Consider the following 22110-nt stretch of genomic DNA (forward strand, 5'->3'; position numbering starts at 1 on the left):
ATCACCATGCCCTACGCGACAGCAGACGACGGAGTACGCCTCTATTTCGAAGAGACCGGATCAGGCCATCCGGTGATCCTGGTCCATGAATTCGCCGGCGACCTGCGCAGCTACGAGCAGCAGATGCGGCATTTCGGCAAGCGCTACCGGACCATCGCCTACAATGCGCGCGGCTTTCCGCCGTCTGATGTCCCGGAGCAGGTCTCTTCATATTCGCAGGCGCGCGCCGCCGACGACATCCTCGCCGTGCTCGATCATATCGGCGAACCGAAAGCCCATATCATCGGCCTGTCGATGGGGGGCTTTGCGACCCTGCACTTCGGCATGCGCCACCCTGGACGCGCGCTGTCGCTCTGCATCGGCGGCTGCGGCTATGGCGCCGAGCTCGACAAGCGCGAGACGTTCCGCGCCGAGGCCGACGTGATCGCAAACACGATCCGGAAAGAGGGCATGCCGGCCTTCGCCGAACGTTACGCCTATGGGCCGACCCGCGTGCAGTACGAAAACAAGGATCCGCGCGGCCACGCCGAGTTCAAGGCCATGCTGGCGGAGCACTCGGCGGTGGGATCGGCCAACACGCAACAGGGTGTGCAGAAGGAGCGTCCGTCGCTCTACACGCTGGCCGACGAAATGAAGCGCATCACGGTGCCGACGCTGATCATCACGGGCGACGAGGATTGGCCCTGTCTTCTGCCCGGCATTCTGATGAAGCAGAGCATTCCGTCGGCCGCGCTCGCGGTGATGCCGAATTGCGGCCACGCCATCAACATCGAGGAGCCCGAGGAATACAACCGGATCGTCGGTGATTTCCTGTCGCAGGTCGAGAGCGGCCGCTGGCCGCTCCGCGATCCCAGGGCCGTCAGTGCCTCCATCACGGGAATGAAGGACTAGGCGGAATCACATCGGCCAGTCCTCGTCGGCCGGCACCCGATCCGTCATTCCGGCAGTCTTCCCGCCGCCACGCCGGTGTGAGTTGGCAGCGCCGGATCACGCGCGCATAATGGGCGCATGATCTTCGTCGAAGGCAACGGTGCCAAAATTCCCGCGATCGGGCTCGGCACGTGGGAATTGCGCGGCCGCACCTGCGCGCGCATCGTCGAGCAGGCGCTGCGGCTCGGCTATCGCCATATCGACACCGCCCAGATCTACGAGAACGAACGCGAGGTCGGCGACGGGCTGCGCGCCTCGGGAGTCAGGCGCAACGATGTGTTCGTGACCACCAAGGTCTGGACCAGCCATTTCAAGCCAAAGGACCTCGAGCGATCGGCCAAGGAGAGTCTCGCACGGCTGCGCCTGACCGAGGTCGACCTGTTGCTGCTGCACTGGCCCAATCCGCAGGTGCCGCTGCTGGACACGCTCGGCGCGCTGGCGCGGGTCAGGCAGGCGGGGCTGGCGCGCCATATCGGTGTGTCCAACTTCACGGTGGCGTTGATCGAGGAAGCGGTGGCGGCGTGCCCGGAGCCGCTCGCCTGCGACCAGGTCGAGTACCATCCCTATCTTGACCAGGCCAGGGTGATGGAGGCCCGCGCGCGCCACGGCCTGGCGCTTGTCGCCTACAGCCCGATCGCGAAGGGGCGAGTCCGCAACGACCGGGCGCTGGCGCGGATCGGCGACCGCTATCGCAAGACCGGCGCCCAGGTCTGCCTGCGCTGGCTGGTGCAACAAACTGTATCTGCGATTCCTCGCACCTCGAAGCTCGAGCGGCTGCAGGAGAACTTCAATGTCTTCGATTTCGAGCTGTCCGAGGAGGACATGCGCGAGATTTCCGCGATGGGCAGCGGCAAAGTGCGATGATTGGATCATCGCACTTTACGTCCTTGTTTGAGGATGCTCTCCGCGCAAACGCGTTCCGCGTCTGTCGCGAGGGAAAACCGCCCACATTTTTCCGGATCATGCTCTGGCCGATTGACCGATTTCGGTTTTGCGCTGAAATGGGATTGAGGCAGACAGGCCTCGACCGCTATTGTAGCTGGCGGGGAGACATCACGACGTGATCGAGTGGGATGAAGTTCCGGCCAAATGCGGATATGATGGCGTCGGTGCTCGTGCACCTGTTGCTGCTCGCGCTCATTTTCCTCTATTCGGAAGTCCATCAGTTCGATCCCGTCGCCGCTGACACGATGCCGGTCGAGGTCGTGACGCCGCAGGAGGTCGCCGAGGTCGCGCCGGATCCGACGCCGACCCCGGAACTGCAATTGCCCTCGCTCGACAAGCCGACTGAGTCTGCCGCGGCCCAACCCGAAGCGCAGGCGCCCGCGCCGCAGCCGCCAGAGAAGCAGGCGACACCGCCGGCGCCGCAGCCGGAGCAGAAGCAGGCGACGCCGCAACCGGCGCCTCAGCCGAGTCCCACCCCACGACAGATGGCGAAGGTTGAGCAGCCTCCGGCGCCGCAGCCACCCCCGCCAGTTGCGCAGCAATCGCCGCCGCCTGCCTACACGCGGCCGGAGCCCGACCCTTCCGTCAAATACCACGTCATGCTCGGTCTGCCGCCTTATCTCCCCGCGGAGACACCGCCCGCTGAGGCGCCGACCGGACCCGACGCCGGCAAGGACAATTTCGACGCGCCGGCCACCGAGAAGGCCGATATTGGCTCCGGCGTGGTCGCCGAATTCCGCCGTCATCTGAAGACCTGCATGAAGCTTCCGGCGACGCTGAGCACCAGCGACGACGTGAGAGTGAAGCTGCGGGTGTTCATGCGGCCGGACGGGAAGCTCGCAGCCGCTCCGCAGCTGATCGAGGCCAGTGCCTCGATGAAGGGGCCGCTGTTGATGCAGAGCGCGACCAGCGCGCTGCAGGCCTGCCAGCCCTATGCGATGCTGCCCAGGGATCGCTACGGCGAGTGGAAGGTGCTCGACCTCGATTTCACGCCGCGCGACTTTGCGTCGTAAGGCAGGGGCCAAATTAGAACGCAATGAATTTGGATTGAATCGGTTCGGTCACCTCTCCCCGACGGGGAGAGGTCGATTTGCGCAGCAAATCGGGTGAGGGGCCGCGGCTCCAACGAGAGACCGTAACCCATCACCCGGCGCTACGCGCCGACCTCTCCCAAGGGAGAGGTGAATCTCCGTTGCCGTTCCAGCTCAACCTAGTCTCATCACGCCTTAGGAGCGAGCTTCGCTCGTCCCGACCCCGTAAAGGACGGGAGAGGCGGCGCAGCTCCGCCGCCGTGGCGGCTCGTTACAATCGCTTAGCATTCAGGCCCGCTAGCTCCCCATCGCCTGCCACGCGTTCGACACGAATTGCCGGCGCCAGATCACGATCACGACCGCGGCGGTGGTGATGAAGAGCAGCCAGGGGCTGACGAACCAGCCGAGATAGCCGAGCGCGAAGAAGAATGCGCGCTGGCCGCGATTGAAGTGCTGGCCGGCATTTTCGAACATCCGCGTGGTGCGGATCACATGGGCTTCGGCCTCCGGCGTGTCGCGCTGGGTGGCGGGCGGCATCGCGCCGAACAGGATCGCCACGTAGTTGAACAGGCGATAGGCCCAGGCGAACTTGAAGAACGTGTAGATGAAGATCAGCACCAGTCCGACGCATTTGATCTCCCACAGCGCGGGCGAGGGGCTCAGGTTGATCGGAAGCGTCCCGAGCACGGCGATCGCGTCGCTGGTCGCGCGGAGCAGCGTCAGCGCGCCACCGATCGCGATCAGGCTCGTGGAGGCAAAGAACGCGGTGCCGTTCTGCAGCGATGCCATGATCTGCATGTCGACCATCCGCGCCTCGCGGTTGAGCAGGTTTCTGACCCAGATCTCGCGATAGACATGCATGCGCGACGACAGGCTGTCGCGGCCGTAGGCGGTGTGCTCGAGCGTGATGGCGTAGATCAGCCATTCGACGACAAAGAAGCCCACCGCAACGACATCGACCCAATAGCCCGCCATGTTGTCTTCCCCCGGGAATGCGCGGCCGCGTCACGCGTCATGTACAGGTTGGACGCGTGCAATGCACTATGGCAAGATACCGGTCACAACAGGATTCTCCGGACATGCTGAAGCTTGTCATCGGCAACAAGAACTATTCGTCATGGTCGATGCGGCCCTGGCTGGCGCTGCGTGCCAACAACATCGCGTTCGAGGAAATCTTCATTCCGCTCTACACCGACCAGGCCGACAAGGACCGCATTCTCAGCGTCAGCAAGGCCGGCAAGGTGCCGGCGCTGATCGACGGCGACATCACGGTGTGGGACTCGCTTGCGATCATCGAATATCTCGCCGAGACATTCCCGGACGCGAAGCTCTGGCCGGCGGATCGCGCGGCGCGCGCGCATGCCCGCGCGATCTCCGCGGAAATGCATTCCGGCTTCATGGCGCTGCGCAACGAATGCGGCATGAATCTGCACCGGCCGATCCGTCCTGTCGCGCTGTCGCATGATGCGCGTGCCAACGTCGCCCGGGTCCAGGAGATCTGGGCCGATTGCCACGCGCGCTACGGCAAGCAGGGGCCGTTCCTGTTCGGTGCGTTTTCCGGCGCAGACGCGATGTACGCACCGGTGGTGCACCGCTTCCGCACCTACGCGATCCCGGTAAAGGCAGAGGCGCAGCATTATGTCGACGCGATGATGTCGCTGCCCGCATTCCAGGAGTGGACCCGCGACGGCCTCGCCGAGACGCTTCTGATCGACCGATTCGAGCACGTCTGAGCGGGCCCACGACGTCCGAATTGTGACCGCGGCCTCAAACTTCGCGGCTTGACGCCGTGGCGCCGAAGAGTCTGAATCCGGAACCGCTCTTTGCGATTTGCGAAAGGACTAAGTCCATGGGCATTCTCGACTCCTTGGAAAACTCGCCCGAGCTGAAGGGAATGCTCGGCCAGCTTGGCGCGGCGGTGATCCCCGCCGTGCTCGGCGAAGTGCTGGGCAATGGCGGGCAGGGCGGGTTGTCGGCGATCGTCGCCAAGCTCGAGCAGGCCGGCTTCGGCGATCAGGTCAAATCCTGGATCGGCAACGGCCAGAACCTGCCCATCACGGCCGAACAGCTCCAGGAGGTGCTCGGCAGCGACACGGTCAGGCAACTGGCCGCGAAGTTCAACATCCCGGTCGACCAGCTCTCCAAGGTGCTCGCCCAGGCGCTTCCGGGTGCGGTCGACGGTGCGAGCCCCGACGGCAAGCTGCCGCACAGCGCCTAGAGCCACGGTTCTGATTGAATTAGAACCGAAAGCTCCAGATTCTTGTTTTGACGCGTTTTGTTCGCGCGAAGCGGTGTTCACTTCGCTCGAAGCCACTCTAACGCCCCGGAACCCTAACGCCCCAGAACCCGGTTTTTCGACGCCTCGGCGGGTGATTTGCGTCTGGCACGCAAATTGCCCTCTATCGTTCTGAAAAGTCTGCAAAATTTGGGCACTTGCCATGTCCCGATCCTGCTGGATTCCGGGCCTGTCAGTGTGCTAGGTTGTCGTAGGGTTCTCAATAGGTTGGCCAGTGCTAGCGGGACTGTGGGCCGGGCCAGCGATCTCTAAAAAATGGAGAGGGCGTTGAAGCATAAGTACTCCGTTGGAGAGACTGTCTATTTCACTGCGAGCAACGTGGCGCGTCCCGCCGCGAGCGGCACCTATCAGGTGATCCGCCTGCTGCCGACTGAAGGCGACGACTGCCAGTATCGGATCAAGAGCTCGACGGAAGCTTTCGAACGGGTGGCCAAGGAGAGTCAGCTCGCGCTGTCCTGAGGGACTGTGCGCAAGCCGGCGGTCTGGGCGGTTTCGCCCTGGCCGCCGTTAAAAGGCCCTGTTCGCGGACCCATTCTGCCGAAGGTTGAATGCCGGGTGGGCGGCATTTGCCGTCGCTGATTGTGCTATGCTGCGTTGAGGGACATCGCGCATGAACTGGGCTTGGGCTTCCTCACTGGATCAGATTTGGCGCTCGCCGACCTTTCCGACGTGGCTGACGCTGGCCGCGGCGGGATTTTTTGGAATTGTCGTTCTGGTCACGCTGCTGCGCGCGGAGAAATCCGTCGCCAACGGCGCGTTGACCGTCATCACGTTGCTGTCGATCGCGGTTGCGGTCGCCGCGACGATCCGTGGCTTCGGGCCCGGCGGCCAGACCGCTCCGGCCGAGACGCGCACGGCGCAAGCGACAGGACCGACGCTGCCGGCACTCGCTTGCGTTGATGACCTCGCGGGCGACGCTGTTCTAAACGCGTGCGAGAAGACGCTATTCGGTTCGGCCGACTCGGCCGCCGCGGCCGTCAGCTATGCGGCCGCGCAGATCTCGCGCCTGACCTCCTTCGGTGACATCACGACCGCCGAACGCAATCCGACCCCCGAGTTGCAGGCGTTGCGCCGTGCGGTTGAGCACGACCGTTACGGGTTGATGGCCTACGTGCTGATGGCCCGCGACCACTGCACTCCGACGGCGTGCCCCGCCTTCCGTTCCCTCGGCGACAATCACCAGGTGGTCGCCAACATGAACGATCGGACTTACGAGAACCTGATCACCCGCTACGCGCCTTCCTGGAACGCTGTGCCCGGCGTGGCGCCGATGGCCGCGGCCGGGCTGGTGGCGGCGCTGCCGCCGTCGGTGCCGACCGGCAAACCGACCAATGCAGAGTTTCCGAGCTCCGCGTCGACACCGCCGGTCAGCATCATGACGCCTGAGCCGACCAAGCCCGCAGCCGCAGCGTCACCGCCTGCACGCCCGTCAGCTGCGGCGAAGCGGGCGGCGCCGAGGCACGCGCCGGTTCAGATCGCGCCGGCTGTACCACCAGCCGCGCCCGCGCCGAGCGCACCCGCAGCCGCGAGCCAGAACTGAGGCGCGAGAAGGTCGGGCTGATCGTCATCGCGCTTGAGCCTCCGCCGCTCGGCGCATGATGTCCGCGTTGCGTCGGTCGCGGGGAAAACGCTATCCACTGTTCCGGATCGTGCTCCCTTTTCAAAGCCTGCGCCGGCCGCTAAATCCGGCGTATGCCGCTTCATCTCATCAAGCTTGCCGTCGGGTGCGAGTCGGTCAAGGAACTCAAGGGCTGGGTCGCCGAACGGATGGCGACCGCGAAGAAAAAGGGCCTGCCGCTCCGTCACGTCCACATCACGCGCATGACGCCGAAGCGCGACGAGGAGATCCTCGCCGGCGGTTCGCTCTACTGGGTGATCCGCGGCGAGATCGCCGCGCGCGAGAAGATCATCGCGATCGAGCCGTTCCGCGACAAGGACGGCATCGGGCGCTGCCGCCTGGTCATGCAGCCCAAGGTAATCGCCGTCTCGCCGCGGCCGATGCGACCGTTCCAGGGCTGGCGCTATCTGACCGCGGACGCCGCGCCGCCCGATCTCACCAAATCGAGCGCCGCCAGCGTGGCCTCGATGCCGGAGCCGATGCGCCGCGAGCTGCGCGACCTCGGATTGCTGTAAGCAATCGGATTGCTGTCGCTGCTCGGATTGGTGCGGCTCAGGGTTGCGCTGGTGTCGCTCGTCACCAGCAAAGTGCCGCTGGGCGGCGCAAGCACGACACGACGTTCTCGGCGGCTACACCGCGATGTTGTCGATCAGGCGCGTGCTGCCGAGCCTCGCCGCGACCAGCATCCGCATCGGTCCGTCCTTGAGCGAGGCGATCGGCGCCAGCGTGTTCGCGTGGCGGACCTCGAGATAATCGAGCACGAAGCCGGCCTTCGTGATCAACGCGGCGCCGGCCGCCATGGCCGCCTCTGTATTCTCGCCGGCGCGCAGGCGGGCGGCTGTTTCCTTCATCACGCGGTAGAGCTCGGGCGCGACGCGCCGCTGCTCGGGCGAGAGGTAGACGTTGCGCGAGGACATCGCCAACCCATCGCGCTCCCGCACCGTCCTGGAGCCGATCACCTTGACGCCGAGATCGAGGTCCGCGGCCATCTGGGTCACCACGCGGAGCTGCTGGAAATCCTTCTCGCCGAAGATCGCGACGTCGGGCCGGACTTGCGTGAACAGTTTGCCGACCACCGTGGCGACGCCGCCGAAGAAGTGCGGCCGGAAGCGATCCTCGAGCCCGGCGGTGGCCGGCCCCTCCGGAACGATCCGGGTTACGAAGCCCTCCGGGTACATCGCCTTCACCTCCGGATGCCAGATCAGGTCGACATCCTCGGCCGCAAGCTTGGCGACGTCGGCCTTCCAGGTACGCGGGTAGGAACCGAAATCTTCCGTCGGCGCGAACTGGGTCGGGTTGACGAAGATCGAGACGACGACCCGCTTTGCACGGCGCTTGGCGAGCCGCACCAGCGACACATGGCCGTCATGGAGGGCTCCCATGGTTGGGACCAGCGCGATCGTTGCCTTCTTGGCGCGCAGGGCGTCGACAGCGCGACGCAGAGCAGGGACGGTGCGGACGACGGCAGGATTTCTCGGCATCTGGTCTTGGTCTCTTGGGGCAAGGCTTGGGTTAGACGACTTGGTCGCCTGGGCGAGGTGGTTGACGTTCGGCGGGTCATGGCACTTTACCAAGAGCGAAACGCAGCCGGCAAATCGTGTGATAGGACAGCATTGCCTGACGTGGGCTGCACACGGACCAGCGGCATTGTGCTGCGGATCGACGCAGCAATTTTCTTCTATTGATTCATGATTAAGGGCGACTGGATTCGATTTCGTATCAGTGTGGTGCAATTGACTTCACCGCAGCCGCGCTCGATTTGAGGATATCGCCGGGGGTCAAGTCATGTTGGTTCAGGCTGGTCAGGGTCATTCCGGCTCCGCGCATGTTGTCGTGCTCGGCAATGAAAAGGGCGGTTCGGGCAAATCAACCACCGCCGTGCATATCGCAGTCGCGCTGATGAAGGCCGGACAGCGCGTCGCCAGCATCGACCTCGACTGTCGTCAGCAAAGCTTCACCCGCTACATCAACAACCGCCGGGCATGGGCGCGGCGCACCGGGCTCGATCTCGAACTGCCGGAGCACACCTGCATCAGGTACGGCGAGACGATGCAGATCGCGGAAAATGAGAACGCCGAATTCCACCAGTTCATGGAGGCGGTGAGCGCGGTCGAGCGTGCCTATGATTTCATCGTCGTCGATACGCCGGGCTCGGACAGCTACCTGATGCGGCTCGCGCATTCGATGGCCGACACGCTGGTGACGCCGATCAACGACAGCTTCCTCGATTTCGACGTGCTGGGGACCGTCGATCCCGCCACCTATGCGGTGATCGGCGAAAGCCACTATGCCGAGATGGTGCGCGACGCGAGGCGCAAGCGCCGCCAGCTCGATGGCTCCAGCACCGACTGGATCGTGGTCCGCAACCGCCTGTCGATGCTCGGTTCGCGCAACAAGCAGCTAGTCGCCGAGGGCCTGAGGCAATTGTCGCTGCGGCTCGGGTTCCGATCGGTCGACGGCTTTGCCGAGCGGGTGGTGTACCGCGAATTCTTCCCGCGCGGGCGGACGGCGCTCGACGACATCGACGAGGCGACGCTCGGAACCCGCCCGAGCCTCGGCCATGTCACCGCGCGCGAGGAGGTCATGAGCCTGCTGCGCCAGCTCAAGCTGCCACTCGACGAGCGAGGACGGCGCCGGGCCGCCAACCGGGCCGAATGGTTCAGCCAGGCCGACAAGCCCCTTGAGGTTCACGACATCATTGGTAGCTAGGCGGAGCGGCTGAGAGCTGATCTGTCCTGGGGAGGGGAGCCCCCCGAATTCGCTCTCAAGAGATGACCTTCGTCACTGTTGCGCGTCGGGGAACACCGCTATCCTTGCCGGAACTTTGGTAAGTTCCAGCCAACAAAATAGCGGAACAAAGTTTATTCGGTCAGGTTCTCTCGGTGTCAGAGGCCTTCGGGCCCGAAGAGGTTGGAGTATTATAGCACCTTTGCCGAGTGAAGCTGCACAAGCTGCGGGTGCACCGCACAACGAACGTGCTGCCGATACACAACATTTGGACTTCCTGTCACGCCGCTGTGACATATATTCTCAACAAGGAGGCCAAAGAGTCTCCGGCCAAAAATAGCCCTTGAACAGGCGCTTCGAGGACGTCATGAAACGTGGAATTGTCGTTCTGCTTTCGCTCTCCGTGGTGGTCACGGCGGCCTATTTCACCGCGAGCAAGTGGGCGATCCGGCACGAAACCATCATGTTCAAGGATCCGACGCGCAACGAACGCCCGGTCGCGGTCGATGTCGCGGTGCGTCGCGACAAGGAGATGCAGGCCGACGCCGGCATGATCACGCTGCCGGTCGCGATCCTCAATCATGGCAATACCGTCAAGTTTACTGAATATTCCTTCCTCGCGAACGTATTCGCCGCGCGCGGCTATCTGGCGATCAGCATCCAGAACGACATCCCGTCGGACGGGCCGATGGTAACCAAGGTCGGCGAGCTCTATGTCGGCCGGCTGCCGCAGTATCAGCGCGGCATTACCAACATCAAGTTCGCCATCGAGCAGATGAAGAAGATCCAGCCGAACGCGGACTACAGCAAGCTGACGATGGTCGGCCATTCCAATGGCGGCGACATCGCGATGTATTTCGCCAAGCAGTATCCCGACGAAATCAAGAAGGTCGTGACGCTGGACAATCTGCGCGTGCCGTTCATCACCGACGGCAAGTTCAAGATCCTCTCGTTCCGCTCCCATGACCCGCAGTTCAAGACGGATCCGGGCGTCATTCCGGACGAGGCGGAATGCGAGAAGGCCGGCATCACGGTTGTCAGGACCAACTTCCAGCACAACGACATGCGCGACACCGGGCCGGAGCAGGCCAAGACCTCGATCGAGGCCATGCTCGATAAATTCCTTGCCGACACCGACAGCGCTATCGCTCCCGTCGACACCAGGAATGCGCCGCCGAAGATCCTGGAACCTGGCCCGGTTTCGCTCTACGTGCCGGTCGAGAAGGAGCCCCAAAGCTTTACCGACAAGGTGAAGAAGGCGCTGACCTTGAAGAAGACCGAGCGGGAGTCGTCCCGGGTCACCAACTGATCCCGGGGTGACCTGACCTGGCGTCCCGACCGGGCACGCCACGCGGCCTCGCTGCATTGACCAGTCCGACATCGTGGCCCACATAGTGCTTGCTGCAACGGGCAAGCACTGATGGCTGGCGATCCGACCAAACCGATATCCGGAAACGACGTGCGTCCGGCGAACTCGGCTGACGCGCGCACGTCCGGTTCTGTGCCGGAGGCGCGGAGGTCGACCTCGGATGACATCGCCGCCTTCGTGGCGAAGGCGCGCGCGACGTCGCCGCATCGCGCCGGCGCGCGGGGCAGGCTGGTGTTCGCGCTCGACGCCACCATGAGCCGACAGCCGACCTGGGACATGGCGTGCGCGCTACAGGCCGACATGTTCCGCGAGGCCGCATCGCTCGGCAGCCTCGACATCCGTCTCGTCTACTATCGCGGCTTCAATGAGTGCCGCGCCACCGGGTGGATTTCCGACAGCACGCGGCTGGCGAAGCTGATGGGCAGGATCAACTGCCAGGGCGGCAATACCCAGATCGGCAAGGTGCTGTCGGAGGCGCGACGGGAAGCGGTCGCCTCCGGCGTCCGCGCGGTCGTGTTCGTCGGCGATGCGATGGAGGAACGGGTCGACGAGCTCTGCGCGAAAGCGGGCGAGCTGGGCCTGCTCAAGGTCCCGGTCTTCATGTTCCAGGAAGGAGGGGACGCGGTTGCCGAGCAGGCGTTTCGCGAGATTGCGCGCCTGACCGGCGGGGCGTGGTGCAGGTTCGATCCCGGTGCCGCCGCCCAGCTCCGCGAGCTGCTGCGCGCTGCCGCGGCCTTCGCTGCCGGCGGTCGCGACGCGCTGCTGCAACTCGCCAAGAGCGGGAGCGGTGCGGCGAGGCTGATTGGCCAGATGAAATGAGCGGGGCACGGCGTCGCGCAGCGGGCGGCGCTTCACGCTCCGGGGAGGCGAAGCCGCGCATGCTTTTTGTCGCTGGGATGCGTATAGTCCGCACATGCCAACCCTGATCGCCGGCATCGTTGCCGTAGTTGTCCTCTATTCCGCGCTGCAGATGTTTCGTGCGGCCAATCCGGCCGTGCTCGCGCGCGCGATCAAGATCGTCGGCGGGGTGCTCGCGCTCGCCGTCGCCGCCTTCACCGGCGTCAGGGGCGAACTCGCGGTCGCGATTCCGCTCGGCATCTTCGGCGCGGGATTGCTCGGCTGGTCGCCGTTCGGGACCACGGGCTTTTCCAGCCTCGGCGGCGTGTTCGGTGGCGCACAGCGCACGGCAGGGCAAAGCTCGCGGGTGCGCTCGCAATATCTGGACATGAGCCTCGATCACACTACCGGCGTGCTCAGCGGCCGGATCGTGGACGGGCCGCAGGCCGGCCATATGCTCGACGAGTTCGATCTGCCGCAACTGCTGGCGATGGTTCCGGCGTTCGACGCCGAGAGCGTGGCGCTACTTGAAAGCTACCTGGACCGCCGGTTTCCCGCCTGGCGTCAGAACGCGCAGGACGACCGGGCAGGGCGGCAGCGCCGCCCGGCGGCGGGTGGCAAAATGACGAACGAGGAGGCCTATCAGATCCTTGGCCTGCAGCCGGGAGCGACGCGTGACGAGATCAGCCGGGCCCACCGCACCCTGATGAAGAAACTCCATCCCGACCAGGGGGGGTCTACGTACCTCGCGGCCCGTGTAAACGAGGCCAAGGATACTCTGCTTCGCACGCATCTCTAACTCCGGCACGCTACCAACGCCACAAGCCGAGAGCTGCTTCCGTCGATCTCTGGTCGATGCCCCTGGAACATGATGCGATTGCGGGCATCATGCTGCGGTCGCCCGCCCTCGTTCGGCGTGGTCGACCGTCCTTTCGGGAAAACTTAACCGTAAATTCTTGACGAGAAGTTTTCGTAACCTCGCGGCGCGCGGATCGGCCGTCGCGGTTGCCCGCCAAAAGCACAAGGCCGGCGCTTGCGGCGCCGGCCTTGCGAGTTTCAGAGGAAGCGGTCGATCAGTTGCGAACCGTGATGCAGGAGATGTCCGCGCGCTTCAGCGTCCGGCAGACCGCTTCGGCCTGATCGCGCTCGAGACCGGCGAAGCGGGCGCGATAGAGCTTGCGATCGCCCTTGGCGACCGTCTCGGTGAACGGATCGGCCTTGCTCAGCATGCCGCGGGCCGAATTGCGGGCGAGATCGATGCGCTGCCTGGCTTCGCTCTCGGACTCCAGCGCGCCGACCTGAATGATCCAGCCGGTGTGGGCAGTCGCCGCGGCCGGTTTGCTCGCGGGCTGGCTGTGGGCGGGTTCGATCGAGGCCACCGCCTGAGGCGCAGCCGGGGTGGGTGCCTGCACGGACGAGGCCGGCAGCACGCCGAGAATGCCGCTGCCGGTGCCGAAATTGGCCGGCTGCGGCGGCATATTAGCGGCCCGCGTCATCATCGCATTGGAGGTCTCGGCAACCTCGTTGCGCGACGGGATCGTGTTGGTGATCGGCGGCGCGGACTGCGCGGGACCGGCGGCAGCGAGCTTGATCTGTCCCGCCTTGACCTGAACCGTCTTCACCTTCACGGGTTTCATCGGTTCAGCAGAGCCGGGGATCGCGGCCATTGCCTGGCTTTGGATCACGCCGCTGGTCAGCGGCGCCGGCTCGGGCTTGGCCTGCGGGGCAGGCTTGGCCGGCAGCGGCGGCAGGGCCGCAGCAGCTGCGGCCATCAGCGAAGGCTTGTTGGCCGCCGGGCGAGGCGCCGGCATGGCGGTCGCGGCGGGTTCGGAAGCGGCGGCCATGCTCTCGGCGGCGCGGGGCGCGTCATCCGCATCGGCGACCTCGACATTGGCATCGGCCGGGTTGCGCTCGGTGATCGCGGCGGCGGTCCGCGTCGTCGCGGCCCTCGGCAGGTTCTCGGCGAGCAAGTTGCGCATGATGGCGTCGCGGGATCCGCCGCTGCGGCCGCCGAGCACCACGCCGATCAGGAAGCGGTTGCCGCGATGCATCGAGGTCACGAGGTTGAAGCCGGAGGCGCGGATGTAGCCGGTCTTGATGCCGTCCACGCCCTCGACGCTGCCGAGCAGATGATTGTGACCGGTGATCGTGCGGCCGCGGAAATTGAAAGCAGTCGTCGAGAAGTAGCGGTAGTAGCGCGGGAAGCGATCCTGGAGCGCGCGGCCGAGGATCGACTGATCGCGTGCCGTCGTCACCTGTTCGTCGTTGGGCAGGCCGGAGGCGTTGCGATAGACCGTCCTGCTCATGCCGAGTGCGCGCGCCTTGCGCGTCATCATCCTGGCGAAATCGTCTTCACTGCCGCCGATTGCCTCTGCGATCACGACCGCGGCGTCGTTGGCCGAACGGGTGATGAGGCCCTTGATGGCATCTTCGACCCTGATGGTCTGACCCGGACGGAGACCGAGCTTAGTCGGGTCCTGTTCGGACGCATGCTCGGAGACCGGCATTTCGGTGTCGAGCTTCATCTTGCCGGAGTCGAGACGCTCGAACAGCAGATAGAGCGTCATCATCTTGGTCAGGGAAGCGGGGTGCCGCAGGCCATCGGGACTGTTGGAGGCCAGCACCGCGCCTGAATTGCCGTCGACGACGATCGAGGCGAACTTCGGACCGTAGCTCTCGCCTGCGTCCTGGCTGTGATGATGGCGGGCGTGACGATGCCGGTAGCGGCGCGCCTCGGCGCTGTCACTGATCAGGATCGTCGTCGTGAGGGTAACGAGCCCGAGAACGCCAACTCGCAATGCGCGCGAGGAAGCCAAGGTTGTACGAAGCATCTACTTCCCCGTCCCAATTTCTATCTAGATCACTGGTGCGTTAGGCGAAATTGTGCCCGACGCCCGCCGATCCTTGCCTGCGCAACAAGCCGATCTGGGCAGAATGCTCTGCCCTGCTTGCGGCTCAGGTCTGCTCTTCTAGCTAAGGTGCTGTTCACAAACAGTTTTCAGGCTGTCTGTCGGAAGGCGAACGAAGCCCGGGAATCAGGTTAGGCGGCCCGAGTTTCCAAAAGATTAAGCAACCGTTGCGTAGTCCCCCGGGGTTTATGGCAAATGCCCGGGAATCAAGCCACTGATTTGTGCGATGCACAAGATTCCTTGACTTCATTGTGCGGTGCACTATGTTGCCGGCGTCAGGGGGCCGGGAGCTTCCCGGCAATAATGCAAATGCGTTTTCAAGTCTGGGATAAGGAACTCATGATCAAGATCGAAGACATTCAGAACTACGGCAAGCAGCATCTGGAATCGGTCACGGCGTCCGCGACCAATCTGCAGAGCGGCGTTCAGGCCATCGCGGCGGCCTATGGCGACTACGCCAAGAAGTCCTTTGAAGACACCAAGTCGTTTGTGGAGCAGATCTCGGGCGTGAAGTCGCTGGACAAGGCGATCGAGGCGCAGAGCGAGTTCGTGCGCTCGACCTACGAGACCTTCGTGTCGGAATCGCAGAAGATCGCCGGCCTCTACAGCGACTGTGCCAAGCAGACCTTCCAGCCGTTCGAGGGCCTGGTCGGGAAGTTCTCGCCAGCCCAGTAAGCGGCTCGAAGATCTCGAAAATCAAAAGCCCGGCCGTTTCGGCCGGGCTTTTTGTTGCGGGCGCTGCGCGACTATCTTGCCAGCCGCAGCTTGCTGGGCGCGGTTCCGATCGTGTTGAAGGTCGTCACGATCTGGCTCGAGCTGGTCAGCATGCAGAACTTGTCGGGGCTGCTCGCACAATTCTGCAGCACGGTCGAGGTGGGGTCCGCAGGCAAGTCGGTGTTCACCTGGATCGTGTAGATCGTGTACATCGGCTGGCCGTTGGAATCCGTCGCCTTCTTCAGGTTCTGGCACATCAGGGCTTGCCGGGCGTCGATCGGATTGCCCGACGCGTGTGTGCTGCCGTCACCATAGTCGGGCCAGCGGTCCTCGGTGTTCAGACCGTCTGACAGCAGAATGATGACCCTGTTGTAGGTCGTGTTGGAGTCCTCCGCCGGTGCGTTGAGGGGGCCGCCCGGGATTAGGGACTGCCACGCCCAGGCCAACCCGACCGCCTGGTCGGTGCCGCCGGTCGGCTGCATCGCGTTGACCGCGGTCTTCAGCGCGCTCCAGTTGTAGCTCAGCGGAATGATCGGCTCGAGCTGCAACAAGCGCTGCTGCTGCAATAAGCGGTGCCGTTCTCGTAATACTCGTTGGCGGGGAACAGCGTCGTGACATCGGACGTTGCCGGCAGCGCGCCCGTCGCATCGTTGGGCTGCGTGCGGTCCGTGATGCAGCCCGTCCAGGTGCTGATCGGATTGGTCGATGCCTGCTGCCAGTCGTTCTTGACCGCGGGGATCGATGTGGTCGGAGTCCATTGGTTGTTGGCGAAACCGACGACAGCGCTCGCCCGACGCTGGTTCGTGTTGTGCGTCGTGCCGTTGGGTCCGCCAAGGGATACCGGAGCGGGGGCAAAAAGCCCGCTTTATCCTCAACGCCGGCTAAACCGGCGGGGCGACTCCTTTGTCAAATCTGCTGGAAACGATTAACCTTAGGGCGATTGCCGCCACGGGAATTGCGGCCGGTCGGGGGCCGCTGCGGGCGTCAGTTCGGCGCTTGCGGCAAAGCGCCGTCGGGCCCATATTCGAACTGCCGACCCAGCCGCTGGGTCGGACCGGGAGCGGCAATCTGGAAAAGCGTTGCTGGAGGTTCCGCGATGGGCTGCTGCGGCAATCGCGAAACATCCCCGATGCGCTTACCGGTTTCCCCTGGGAATTCGAACGCCTGAGCCATGTTGCGATCCACGTCCACATCCCCTTCGTCGTCGGCGCCGTCAGTGCCCCAAATGAGCAATGACGAGAACCGCAATGGAGGGGCCGGCAGCCCGTCGACCTCGGTCATCACCAAGGTCAAGCCGAAGACCAAACGTCCGAACCTGTATCGTGTCCTGATCCTGAACGACGATTACACGCCGATGGAGTTCGTCGTTCACGTGCTGGAGAGGTTCTTCAACAAGGACGCCGAGGCGGCGACCAAGATCATGCTCCATGTCCACCATCACGGAATCGGCGAGTGCGGCATCTTCACCTACGAGATCGCCGAGACCAAGGTAACGCAGGTGATGGACTTCGCGCGCAAGCATCAGCATCCGCTGCAATGCGTGATGGAAAAGAAATAGTCCGCCGGTAACCACCGCTCCGCCGCGTCAGCGGAACGGGTCTTGCATTGCACTCGTGACGGAAGCGAACGGCATCCCGTATGTCACGGGTGGCGGTTGTGCGACATCATGGTGCCTGAAATTTAGAGGAAAACCATCACGCCGGAACCGGGCTTTCGCCACGATCCATCGTAACTATATCACGGGGGATCACGAAGGTTGTTATTGCCTGACCCGGCAATGGCGATCATGATGGCCGGGGGCCATAGAGGACGCGAATGCCAACTTTTTCCCAAAGCCTTGAACAATCCCTGCATCGTGCATTGGCGATCGCGAACGAGCGTCACCATCAATACGCGACGCTTGAACATCTTCTGCTGTCACTGATCGATGACTCGGACGCGGCGGCGGTGATGCGGGCCTGCAGCGTCGACCTCGACAAGCTGCGGACCAGCCTCGTCAACTATCTCGAGACCGAATTCGAGAACCTGGTGACGGACGGCGCTGACGACGCCAAGCCGACCGCCGGGTTCCAGCGTGTGATCCAGCGTGCGGTGATCCATGTCCAGTCGTCCGGTCGCGAGGAGGTGACCGGCGCCAATGTGCTGATCGCGATCTTCGCGGAGCGCGAGAGCCACGCCGCGTATTTCCTGCAGGAGCAGGACATGACGCGCTACGACGCCGTCAACTACATCAGCCACGGCATTGCCAAGCGGCCCGGCGTCTCCGAGGCGCGGCCAGTGCGCGGCGTCGACGAGGAAACCGAGGCCAAGGGTAACGAGGACACCAAGAAGAAGGGCGAGGCCCTCGAGACCTATTGCGTCAACCTCAACAAGAAGGCGCGCGACGGCAAGATCGATCCGGTGATCGGCCGCAACGCCGAGATCAACCGCGCGATCCAGGTGCTGTGCCGCCGCCAGAAGAACAACCCGCTGTTCGTCGGTGAAGCCGGTGTCGGCAAGACCGCGATCGCCGAAGGTCTCGCCAAGCGCATCGTCGACAGCGACGTGCCGGAAGTGCTGGCGGCCGCCACCGTGTTCTCGCTGGACATGGGCACGCTGCTCGCGGGCACCCGCTACCGCGGTGATTTCGAGGAGCGGCTGAAGCAAGTCCTGAAGGAACTGGAGGCGCATCCGAGCGCGATCCTGTTCATCGACGAGATCCACACCGTGATCGGAGCGGGGGCCACGTCGGGCGGCGCGATGGATGCGTCCAACCTGCTGAAGCCCGCGCTCGCCTCGGGCACGATCCGCTGCATGGGCTCGACCACCTACAAGGAGTACCGTCAGCACTTCGAGAAGGACCGCGCGCTGGTGCGGCGCTTCCAGAAGATCGACGTCAACGAACCGACGGTGGAAGACGCGATCGCGATCCTCAAGGGCTTGAAGCCGTATTTCGAGGATTACCATCGGTTGAAATACACCAATGAGGCGATCGAGGCCGCGGTGCAGCTGTCCTCGCGCTACATCCACGACCGCAAGCTGCCCGACAAGGCGATCGACGTGATCGACGAGTCCGGCGCGGCGCAGATGCTGGTCGCCGAGAACAAGCGCAAGAAGACGATCGGCATCAAGGAGATCGAAACCACGATCGCGACCATGGCGCGGATCCCGCCCAAGAGCGTGTCGAAGGATGATGCCGAGGTGCTCAAGCATCTCGAGCAGACCCTGAAGCGCGTGGTGTTCGGTCAGGACAAGGCGATCGAGTCGCTGTCGGCATCGATCAAGCTGGCGCGGGCCGGCCTGCGGGAGCCGGAGAAGCCGATCGGCTGCTATCTGTTCTCGGGTCCGACCGGCGTCGGCAAGACCGAGGTTGCAAAACAGCTCGCGGCGTCGCTCGGCGTCGAGCTGCTGCGCTTCGACATGTCCGAATACATGGAGCGGCACACGGTGTCGCGCCTGATCGGCGCGCCTCCCGGCTATGTCGGCTTCGATCAAGGCGGCCTGCTCACCGATGGCGTGGACCAGCATCCGCATTGCGTGGTGCTGCTCGACGAAATCGAGAAGGCGCACCCGGATCTGTACAACGTGCTGCTGCAGATCATGGATCACGGCCGGCTCACCGACCACAACGGCAAGCAGGTGAACTTCCGCAACGTGATCCTGATCATGACCACCAATGCAGGCGCGGCGGACCTGGCGCGCCAGGCCTTCGGCTTCACGCGCAGCAAGCGGGAAGGCGACGACCACGAGGCGATCAATCGCCAGTTCGCGCCGGAATTCCGCAACCGGCTGGATGCGATCGTCTCGTTCGCGCATCTCAATGCCGACGTGATCGGCATGGTGGTCGAGAAGTTCGTGCTGCAGCTCGAGGCGCAACTCGCCGACCGCGACGTCACAATCGAGCTGTCGGAGCCTGCGAAGGCCTGGCTGATCGAGCACGGCTACGACGAGCAGATGGGTGCGCGTCCGATGGCGCGCGTCATCCAGGAGCACATCAAGAAGCCCCTGGCGGACGAGGTGCTGTTCGGCCAGCTCAAGGGCGGCGGCCATGTCCGCGTCGTGCTGGTCAAGGACGAGGCGACGGGCAAGGACAAGATCGGCTTCGAGTTCGTCGAGGGCCCGGTCACGCCCAAGCCCGAGAAGCTTCCCGCGCGCAAGCGCAAGCCGCCGAAGTCGGGTGGCCCGGGCGGCGGCGGAGGCGGCACCAAGGGACCGGCCTCGCGCGGACCATTGGTCAAGGCGTGAAGCCGTAACAAACGATCAAATGAAAAGGCCGGCTGAACAGCCGGCCTTTTTGTTTGGCGCAGCGGGCGGACGACCGGAGCCTGATGCGGCGATCCGGATCGCATTGCGCGGCGTCACTCGCCCCGCAGGCGCTGGCTCTCATGGACCCGCACCCGCTCGGCGCCCCGGCTGCCGGCCGACGACAATCTGAGCGTAGAGAGCGCCGCCCCGACCACGGCAAAGCCGACGCCGACCATGAGCGAGATCCGGGTGCCATCGTCCGGATAGCGCGCCAGCAGCAACGCGACCAAGGCTGCGCCCATGGTCTGTCCCAGCAGGCGTGCCGTTCCGAGCATTCCACTGGCGCCGCCGGAGCGCTCGCGCGGCGCGGCGGCGATCATGGTGCGGTTGTTGGGGGTCTGGAACAAACCAAAGCCGGCACCGGCGAGCGCCATGCGCCAGATCACGTCGAGGGGTGAGGCCGCGACCGGCATCATCGCCAACGTGCCCAAGCCCAGCGCGAACACCAGCAACCCGATGCCGCCCAACAGGCCGGCCGGATAGCGCTCGACCAGCCAGCCTGCGAGCGGGGCTGCAAATGCGACTGCGATCGGCCAGGGCGTAATCAGCAGGCCGATCTGCACCGCCGAATATCCGAAGTGCCGCTCGAGATAGAAGGGCATCGCGACAAAGGCCAGCATCTGGCCGCAGAAGGAGGCGATCGAGGTGCCGATCGACAGCGCGAAAATCGGAATTCGCAGCAGGTCGACCGGCAACAGCGGAGAGGGAAGGTGCGTCTGCCGCCGGACCAGCAAGACGCTTGCGATGGCCGCGATGGCGAACTCGGTCAGACAGAGATACAGCGCCTCGCCGTGCCCGGCGCTGTCGATCGCGGTAATGCCAACTCCGAACGTAACGGCGCTCAGGGCGGCGCTCTGCCAGTCAAAGGCGTGACTGGCCGGCTTGGTGTGCGGCAGATAGTACCAGCCCAGGGCCAGCGTCGCGATGCCGAGCGGGATGTTGATGGCAAACAGATAGGGCCATGTTCCGACTGCCAGAATGATCGAGGCCACGGTGGGGCCCACCGCGGCCGAGACGGCGACGACGAGCGCGTTGACGCCGATGCCGCGGCCGAGCAGCGCGCTCGGATAGGTGAAGCGGACCAGCGCGGAGTTGACGCTCAGAATTCCGGCTGCGCCAAATCCCTGCATGACCCGCGCCACGGTCAGCAGCGGCAGGGTGTGCGACAGCGCGCAGAACGCCGAAGCGAGTGTGAAGAGCGCCAGCCCCGCCAGATAGACTCGGCGATAGCCGATGATTTCGCCGAGCGAAGCCAACGGCAGCAACGAAATCGTGATCGCCAACTGATAGCCGTTGACGATCCAGATCGAAAACGCGGGGCTCGCGTCAAGATCCCGGGCGATGGTCGGCAACGCGACGTTGGCGATCGAGCCATCGATGACGGCCATCACGAGGCCGAGCGCGATCGTGAGAATGGCCCAATTGCGCTGTGGTTTCGGCAGGCCGTCGGCATGCTCGATCATTGCTGACATGTAGTGAGGTTGCCTTCGGTTCCGGCATGGGTTGGCCTACCGCATGCTGGATTGACCCGGACTTTGCAACCCCGAAATGCCGCGATGCAGCATTGCGGCAAGGCAACGGCCCAGCATCGCGCGGGCCACTGGTGAAGGCCTGAGCCACTGAGATCAGTGTAGAGCCGGCCGTCGCGAGACGGCCGGCATTTTCTTGCTGGGCGCGTCAGGGATGGGTCAAATCGACCCGGCGACCGATCAGCATTCGCTCGAGAACCTTGGTTCCGCTAGCGATCTGCTCGTCGAAATCTTCACCGAGTAATCTTCTCCTTGGATCTTGTTGGACGAGTTGATCTTGATCCACACGGTGAGGTCATCGTGGCAGGTGCTCAGCAGGCAATAACCGGCAAAATCGCAAACCAACGTGTGATAGGGGCTGCCTGCGCGCGTTTGGTTGTCGAGAAACTTGATGAACTTGCTCGACGGATCTTGCGGTTCGCCTAGCCTGATCCATCCATACTGGTCCGCCTTCTCGTTGATGGCAGTCGCGCGATAACGCTCCCAATCAAGCTTCCAGGCCGCGCAATTGGCATCCTTGCCTGACAGCAGGCCGACGTTGAAAACGCCCTTGACGATCTTCGTCCCGAGAATGTCATTTTTCCTGTTCGCCGATGCGACGACGGCGCTCCATTCCGACGACTTCAGCTTGGACAAATACTTTTCTGGATCACGCCCCAGATCAAACACCCTGAAGAGATCGGGGGCTTTTCCCGCCGGAGCAGCGGTTTGAAACTGGATGCGAGTGTTCTCCGGATCGTCTTTCGGCAATGCGACCGTCACGTCCTTGACGACGACGCGGTATCTACCATCCGGCAATTGTGGAAGCCGGCCGTCGGCGGCGTGGCTCGAAAGGGTCAACCCGAAGAATATGAGCGCTATGGTGCCTAGTCTATGGTGGGGCAACACACGACTGAATCCTTAGTCAGGAGCGGGACGGGC

At 64.0% G+C, this 22110-nt stretch carries 22 protein-coding genes; 16 read left to right on the plus strand and 6 right to left on the minus strand.

What is annotated here, in order from left to right:
* Positions 1–6 precede the first annotated feature (6 nt).
* The 3 genes from MTX19_RS17050 (at position 7) to MTX19_RS17060 (ending at position 2888) form a co-directional block, all read left to right on the plus strand.
* Positions 7–891, plus strand: a complete 885-nt coding sequence (locus MTX19_RS17050) for an alpha/beta hydrolase (protein WP_280984524.1) — start codon at positions 7–9, stop codon at positions 889–891.
* A 117-nt stretch (positions 892–1008) separates the two neighbouring features.
* Positions 1009–1794, plus strand: coding sequence for an aldo/keto reductase (locus MTX19_RS17055; protein WP_280984525.1), 786 nt, complete (start codon positions 1009–1011; stop codon positions 1792–1794).
* A 209-nt stretch (positions 1795–2003) separates the two neighbouring features.
* Positions 2004–2888 carry a hypothetical protein gene (locus tag MTX19_RS17060; RefSeq protein WP_280986072.1) on the plus strand — a complete coding sequence of 295 codons (885 nt, stop codon included), beginning with the start codon at positions 2004–2006 and terminating at the stop codon, positions 2886–2888.
* A 315-nt stretch (positions 2889–3203) separates the two neighbouring features.
* Here the strand turns inward: MTX19_RS17060 and MTX19_RS17065 are convergent, their stop codons facing one another.
* Complete coding sequence (locus MTX19_RS17065; RefSeq protein ID WP_280984527.1) at positions 3204–3881, minus strand: DUF599 domain-containing protein; 678 nt, start codon at positions 3879–3881, stop codon at positions 3204–3206.
* A gap of 104 nt (positions 3882–3985) precedes the next feature.
* On the opposite strand from MTX19_RS17065, the gene MTX19_RS17070 reads away from it, so the two are divergent.
* The 5 genes from MTX19_RS17070 to MTX19_RS17090 all read left to right on the plus strand — a co-directional run bounded on the left by MTX19_RS17070 (position 3986) and on the right by MTX19_RS17090 (position 7335).
* Complete coding sequence (locus MTX19_RS17070; protein ID WP_280984528.1) at positions 3986–4639, plus strand: glutathione S-transferase family protein; 654 nt, start codon at positions 3986–3988, stop codon at positions 4637–4639.
* Between the two features lie 116 nt (positions 4640–4755).
* The gene (locus tag MTX19_RS17075) at positions 4756–5124 is read left to right on the plus strand and encodes a YidB family protein (RefSeq protein WP_280984529.1); all 369 of its coding nucleotides are present in this window, start codon (positions 4756–4758) and stop codon (positions 5122–5124) included.
* 333 nt (positions 5125–5457) lie between these two features.
* Positions 5458–5661: a hypothetical protein gene (locus MTX19_RS17080; RefSeq protein ID WP_280977522.1), complete on the plus strand. Its 204-nt coding sequence runs from the start codon at positions 5458–5460 to the stop codon at positions 5659–5661.
* 151 nt (positions 5662–5812) lie between these two features.
* Entirely contained in the window at positions 5813–6742 is a 930-nt protein-coding gene (locus MTX19_RS17085) for a hypothetical protein (protein ID WP_280986073.1), read from the plus strand.
* A 152-nt stretch (positions 6743–6894) separates the two neighbouring features.
* Entirely contained in the window at positions 6895–7335 is a 441-nt protein-coding gene (locus MTX19_RS17090; protein WP_280977524.1) for a DUF1489 domain-containing protein, read from the plus strand.
* A gap of 114 nt (positions 7336–7449) precedes the next feature.
* Here the strand turns inward: MTX19_RS17090 and panC are convergent, their stop codons facing one another.
* Positions 7450–8301: a pantoate--beta-alanine ligase gene (gene panC / locus MTX19_RS17095; RefSeq protein ID WP_280984530.1), complete on the minus strand. Its 852-nt coding sequence runs from the start codon at positions 8299–8301 to the stop codon at positions 7450–7452.
* 304 nt (positions 8302–8605) lie between these two features.
* Here panC and MTX19_RS17100 point away from each other — a divergent pair, with 304 nt between their 5' ends.
* The 4 genes from MTX19_RS17100 to MTX19_RS17115 all read left to right on the plus strand — a co-directional run bounded on the left by MTX19_RS17100 (position 8606) and on the right by MTX19_RS17115 (position 12552).
* Positions 8606–9529, plus strand: a complete 924-nt coding sequence (locus tag MTX19_RS17100; RefSeq protein ID WP_280984531.1) for a division plane positioning ATPase MipZ — start codon at positions 8606–8608, stop codon at positions 9527–9529.
* A 385-nt stretch (positions 9530–9914) separates the two neighbouring features.
* On the plus strand, positions 9915–10856 hold the full coding sequence (locus tag MTX19_RS17105) for an alpha/beta fold hydrolase (protein ID WP_280984532.1): 942 nt from the start codon (positions 9915–9917) through the stop codon (positions 10854–10856).
* 111 nt (positions 10857–10967) lie between these two features.
* Positions 10968–11735, plus strand: coding sequence for a VWA domain-containing protein (locus MTX19_RS17110; protein WP_280984533.1), 768 nt, complete (start codon positions 10968–10970; stop codon positions 11733–11735).
* 94 nt (positions 11736–11829) lie between these two features.
* On the plus strand, positions 11830–12552 hold the full coding sequence (locus MTX19_RS17115; RefSeq protein ID WP_280986074.1) for a DnaJ domain-containing protein: 723 nt from the start codon (positions 11830–11832) through the stop codon (positions 12550–12552).
* A gap of 274 nt (positions 12553–12826) precedes the next feature.
* On the opposite strand, the gene MTX19_RS17120 is transcribed toward MTX19_RS17115, so the two are convergent.
* Positions 12827–14584: a serine hydrolase gene (locus tag MTX19_RS17120; protein ID WP_280984534.1), complete on the minus strand. Its 1758-nt coding sequence runs from the start codon at positions 14582–14584 to the stop codon at positions 12827–12829.
* Positions 14585–15001: 417 nt separating this feature from the next.
* On the opposite strand from MTX19_RS17120, the gene MTX19_RS17125 reads away from it, so the two are divergent.
* Entirely contained in the window at positions 15002–15337 is a 336-nt protein-coding gene (locus MTX19_RS17125; RefSeq protein ID WP_280984535.1) for a phasin family protein, read from the plus strand.
* A 71-nt stretch (positions 15338–15408) separates the two neighbouring features.
* On the opposite strand, the gene MTX19_RS17130 is transcribed toward MTX19_RS17125, so the two are convergent.
* Complete coding sequence (locus MTX19_RS17130) at positions 15409–15927, minus strand: hypothetical protein (RefSeq protein ID WP_280984536.1); 519 nt, start codon at positions 15925–15927, stop codon at positions 15409–15411.
* A gap of 352 nt (positions 15928–16279) precedes the next feature.
* Between MTX19_RS17130 and MTX19_RS17135 the strand changes: the two genes are divergently transcribed.
* The 3 genes from MTX19_RS17135 (at position 16280) to clpA (ending at position 19600) form a co-directional block, all read left to right on the plus strand.
* Positions 16280–16612 carry a hypothetical protein gene (locus MTX19_RS17135; protein ID WP_280984537.1) on the plus strand — a complete coding sequence of 111 codons (333 nt, stop codon included), beginning with the start codon at positions 16280–16282 and terminating at the stop codon, positions 16610–16612.
* On the plus strand, positions 16602–16934 hold the full coding sequence (clpS, locus tag MTX19_RS17140; RefSeq protein WP_280984538.1) for an ATP-dependent Clp protease adapter ClpS: 333 nt from the start codon (positions 16602–16604) through the stop codon (positions 16932–16934). Before MTX19_RS17135 ends, clpS begins: the two co-directional genes overlap by 11 nt.
* A 257-nt stretch (positions 16935–17191) precedes the next feature.
* A complete protein-coding gene (gene clpA, locus MTX19_RS17145) occupies positions 17192–19600 on the plus strand; it encodes an ATP-dependent Clp protease ATP-binding subunit ClpA (RefSeq protein ID WP_280984539.1) in 2409 nt (802 codons plus the stop codon).
* A 113-nt stretch (positions 19601–19713) separates the two neighbouring features.
* Here clpA and MTX19_RS17150 read toward each other — a convergent pair whose 3' ends face one another.
* Both MTX19_RS17150 and MTX19_RS17155 read right to left on the minus strand, forming a co-directional pair.
* Positions 19714–21132 (minus strand): MFS transporter, encoded by a 1419-nt coding sequence (locus tag MTX19_RS17150; RefSeq protein ID WP_280984540.1) that lies wholly within the window; start codon positions 21130–21132, stop codon positions 19714–19716.
* Positions 21133–21369: 237 nt separating this feature from the next.
* Positions 21370–22029: a hypothetical protein gene (locus MTX19_RS17155; protein WP_280984541.1), complete on the minus strand. Its 660-nt coding sequence runs from the start codon at positions 22027–22029 to the stop codon at positions 21370–21372.
* Between the last annotated feature and the right edge of the window lie 81 nt (positions 22030–22110).

Origin of the sequence: Bradyrhizobium sp. ISRA464 (genome assembly GCF_029910095.1) — a bacterium.
Taxonomy (GTDB): domain Bacteria; phylum Pseudomonadota; class Alphaproteobacteria; order Rhizobiales; family Xanthobacteraceae; genus Bradyrhizobium.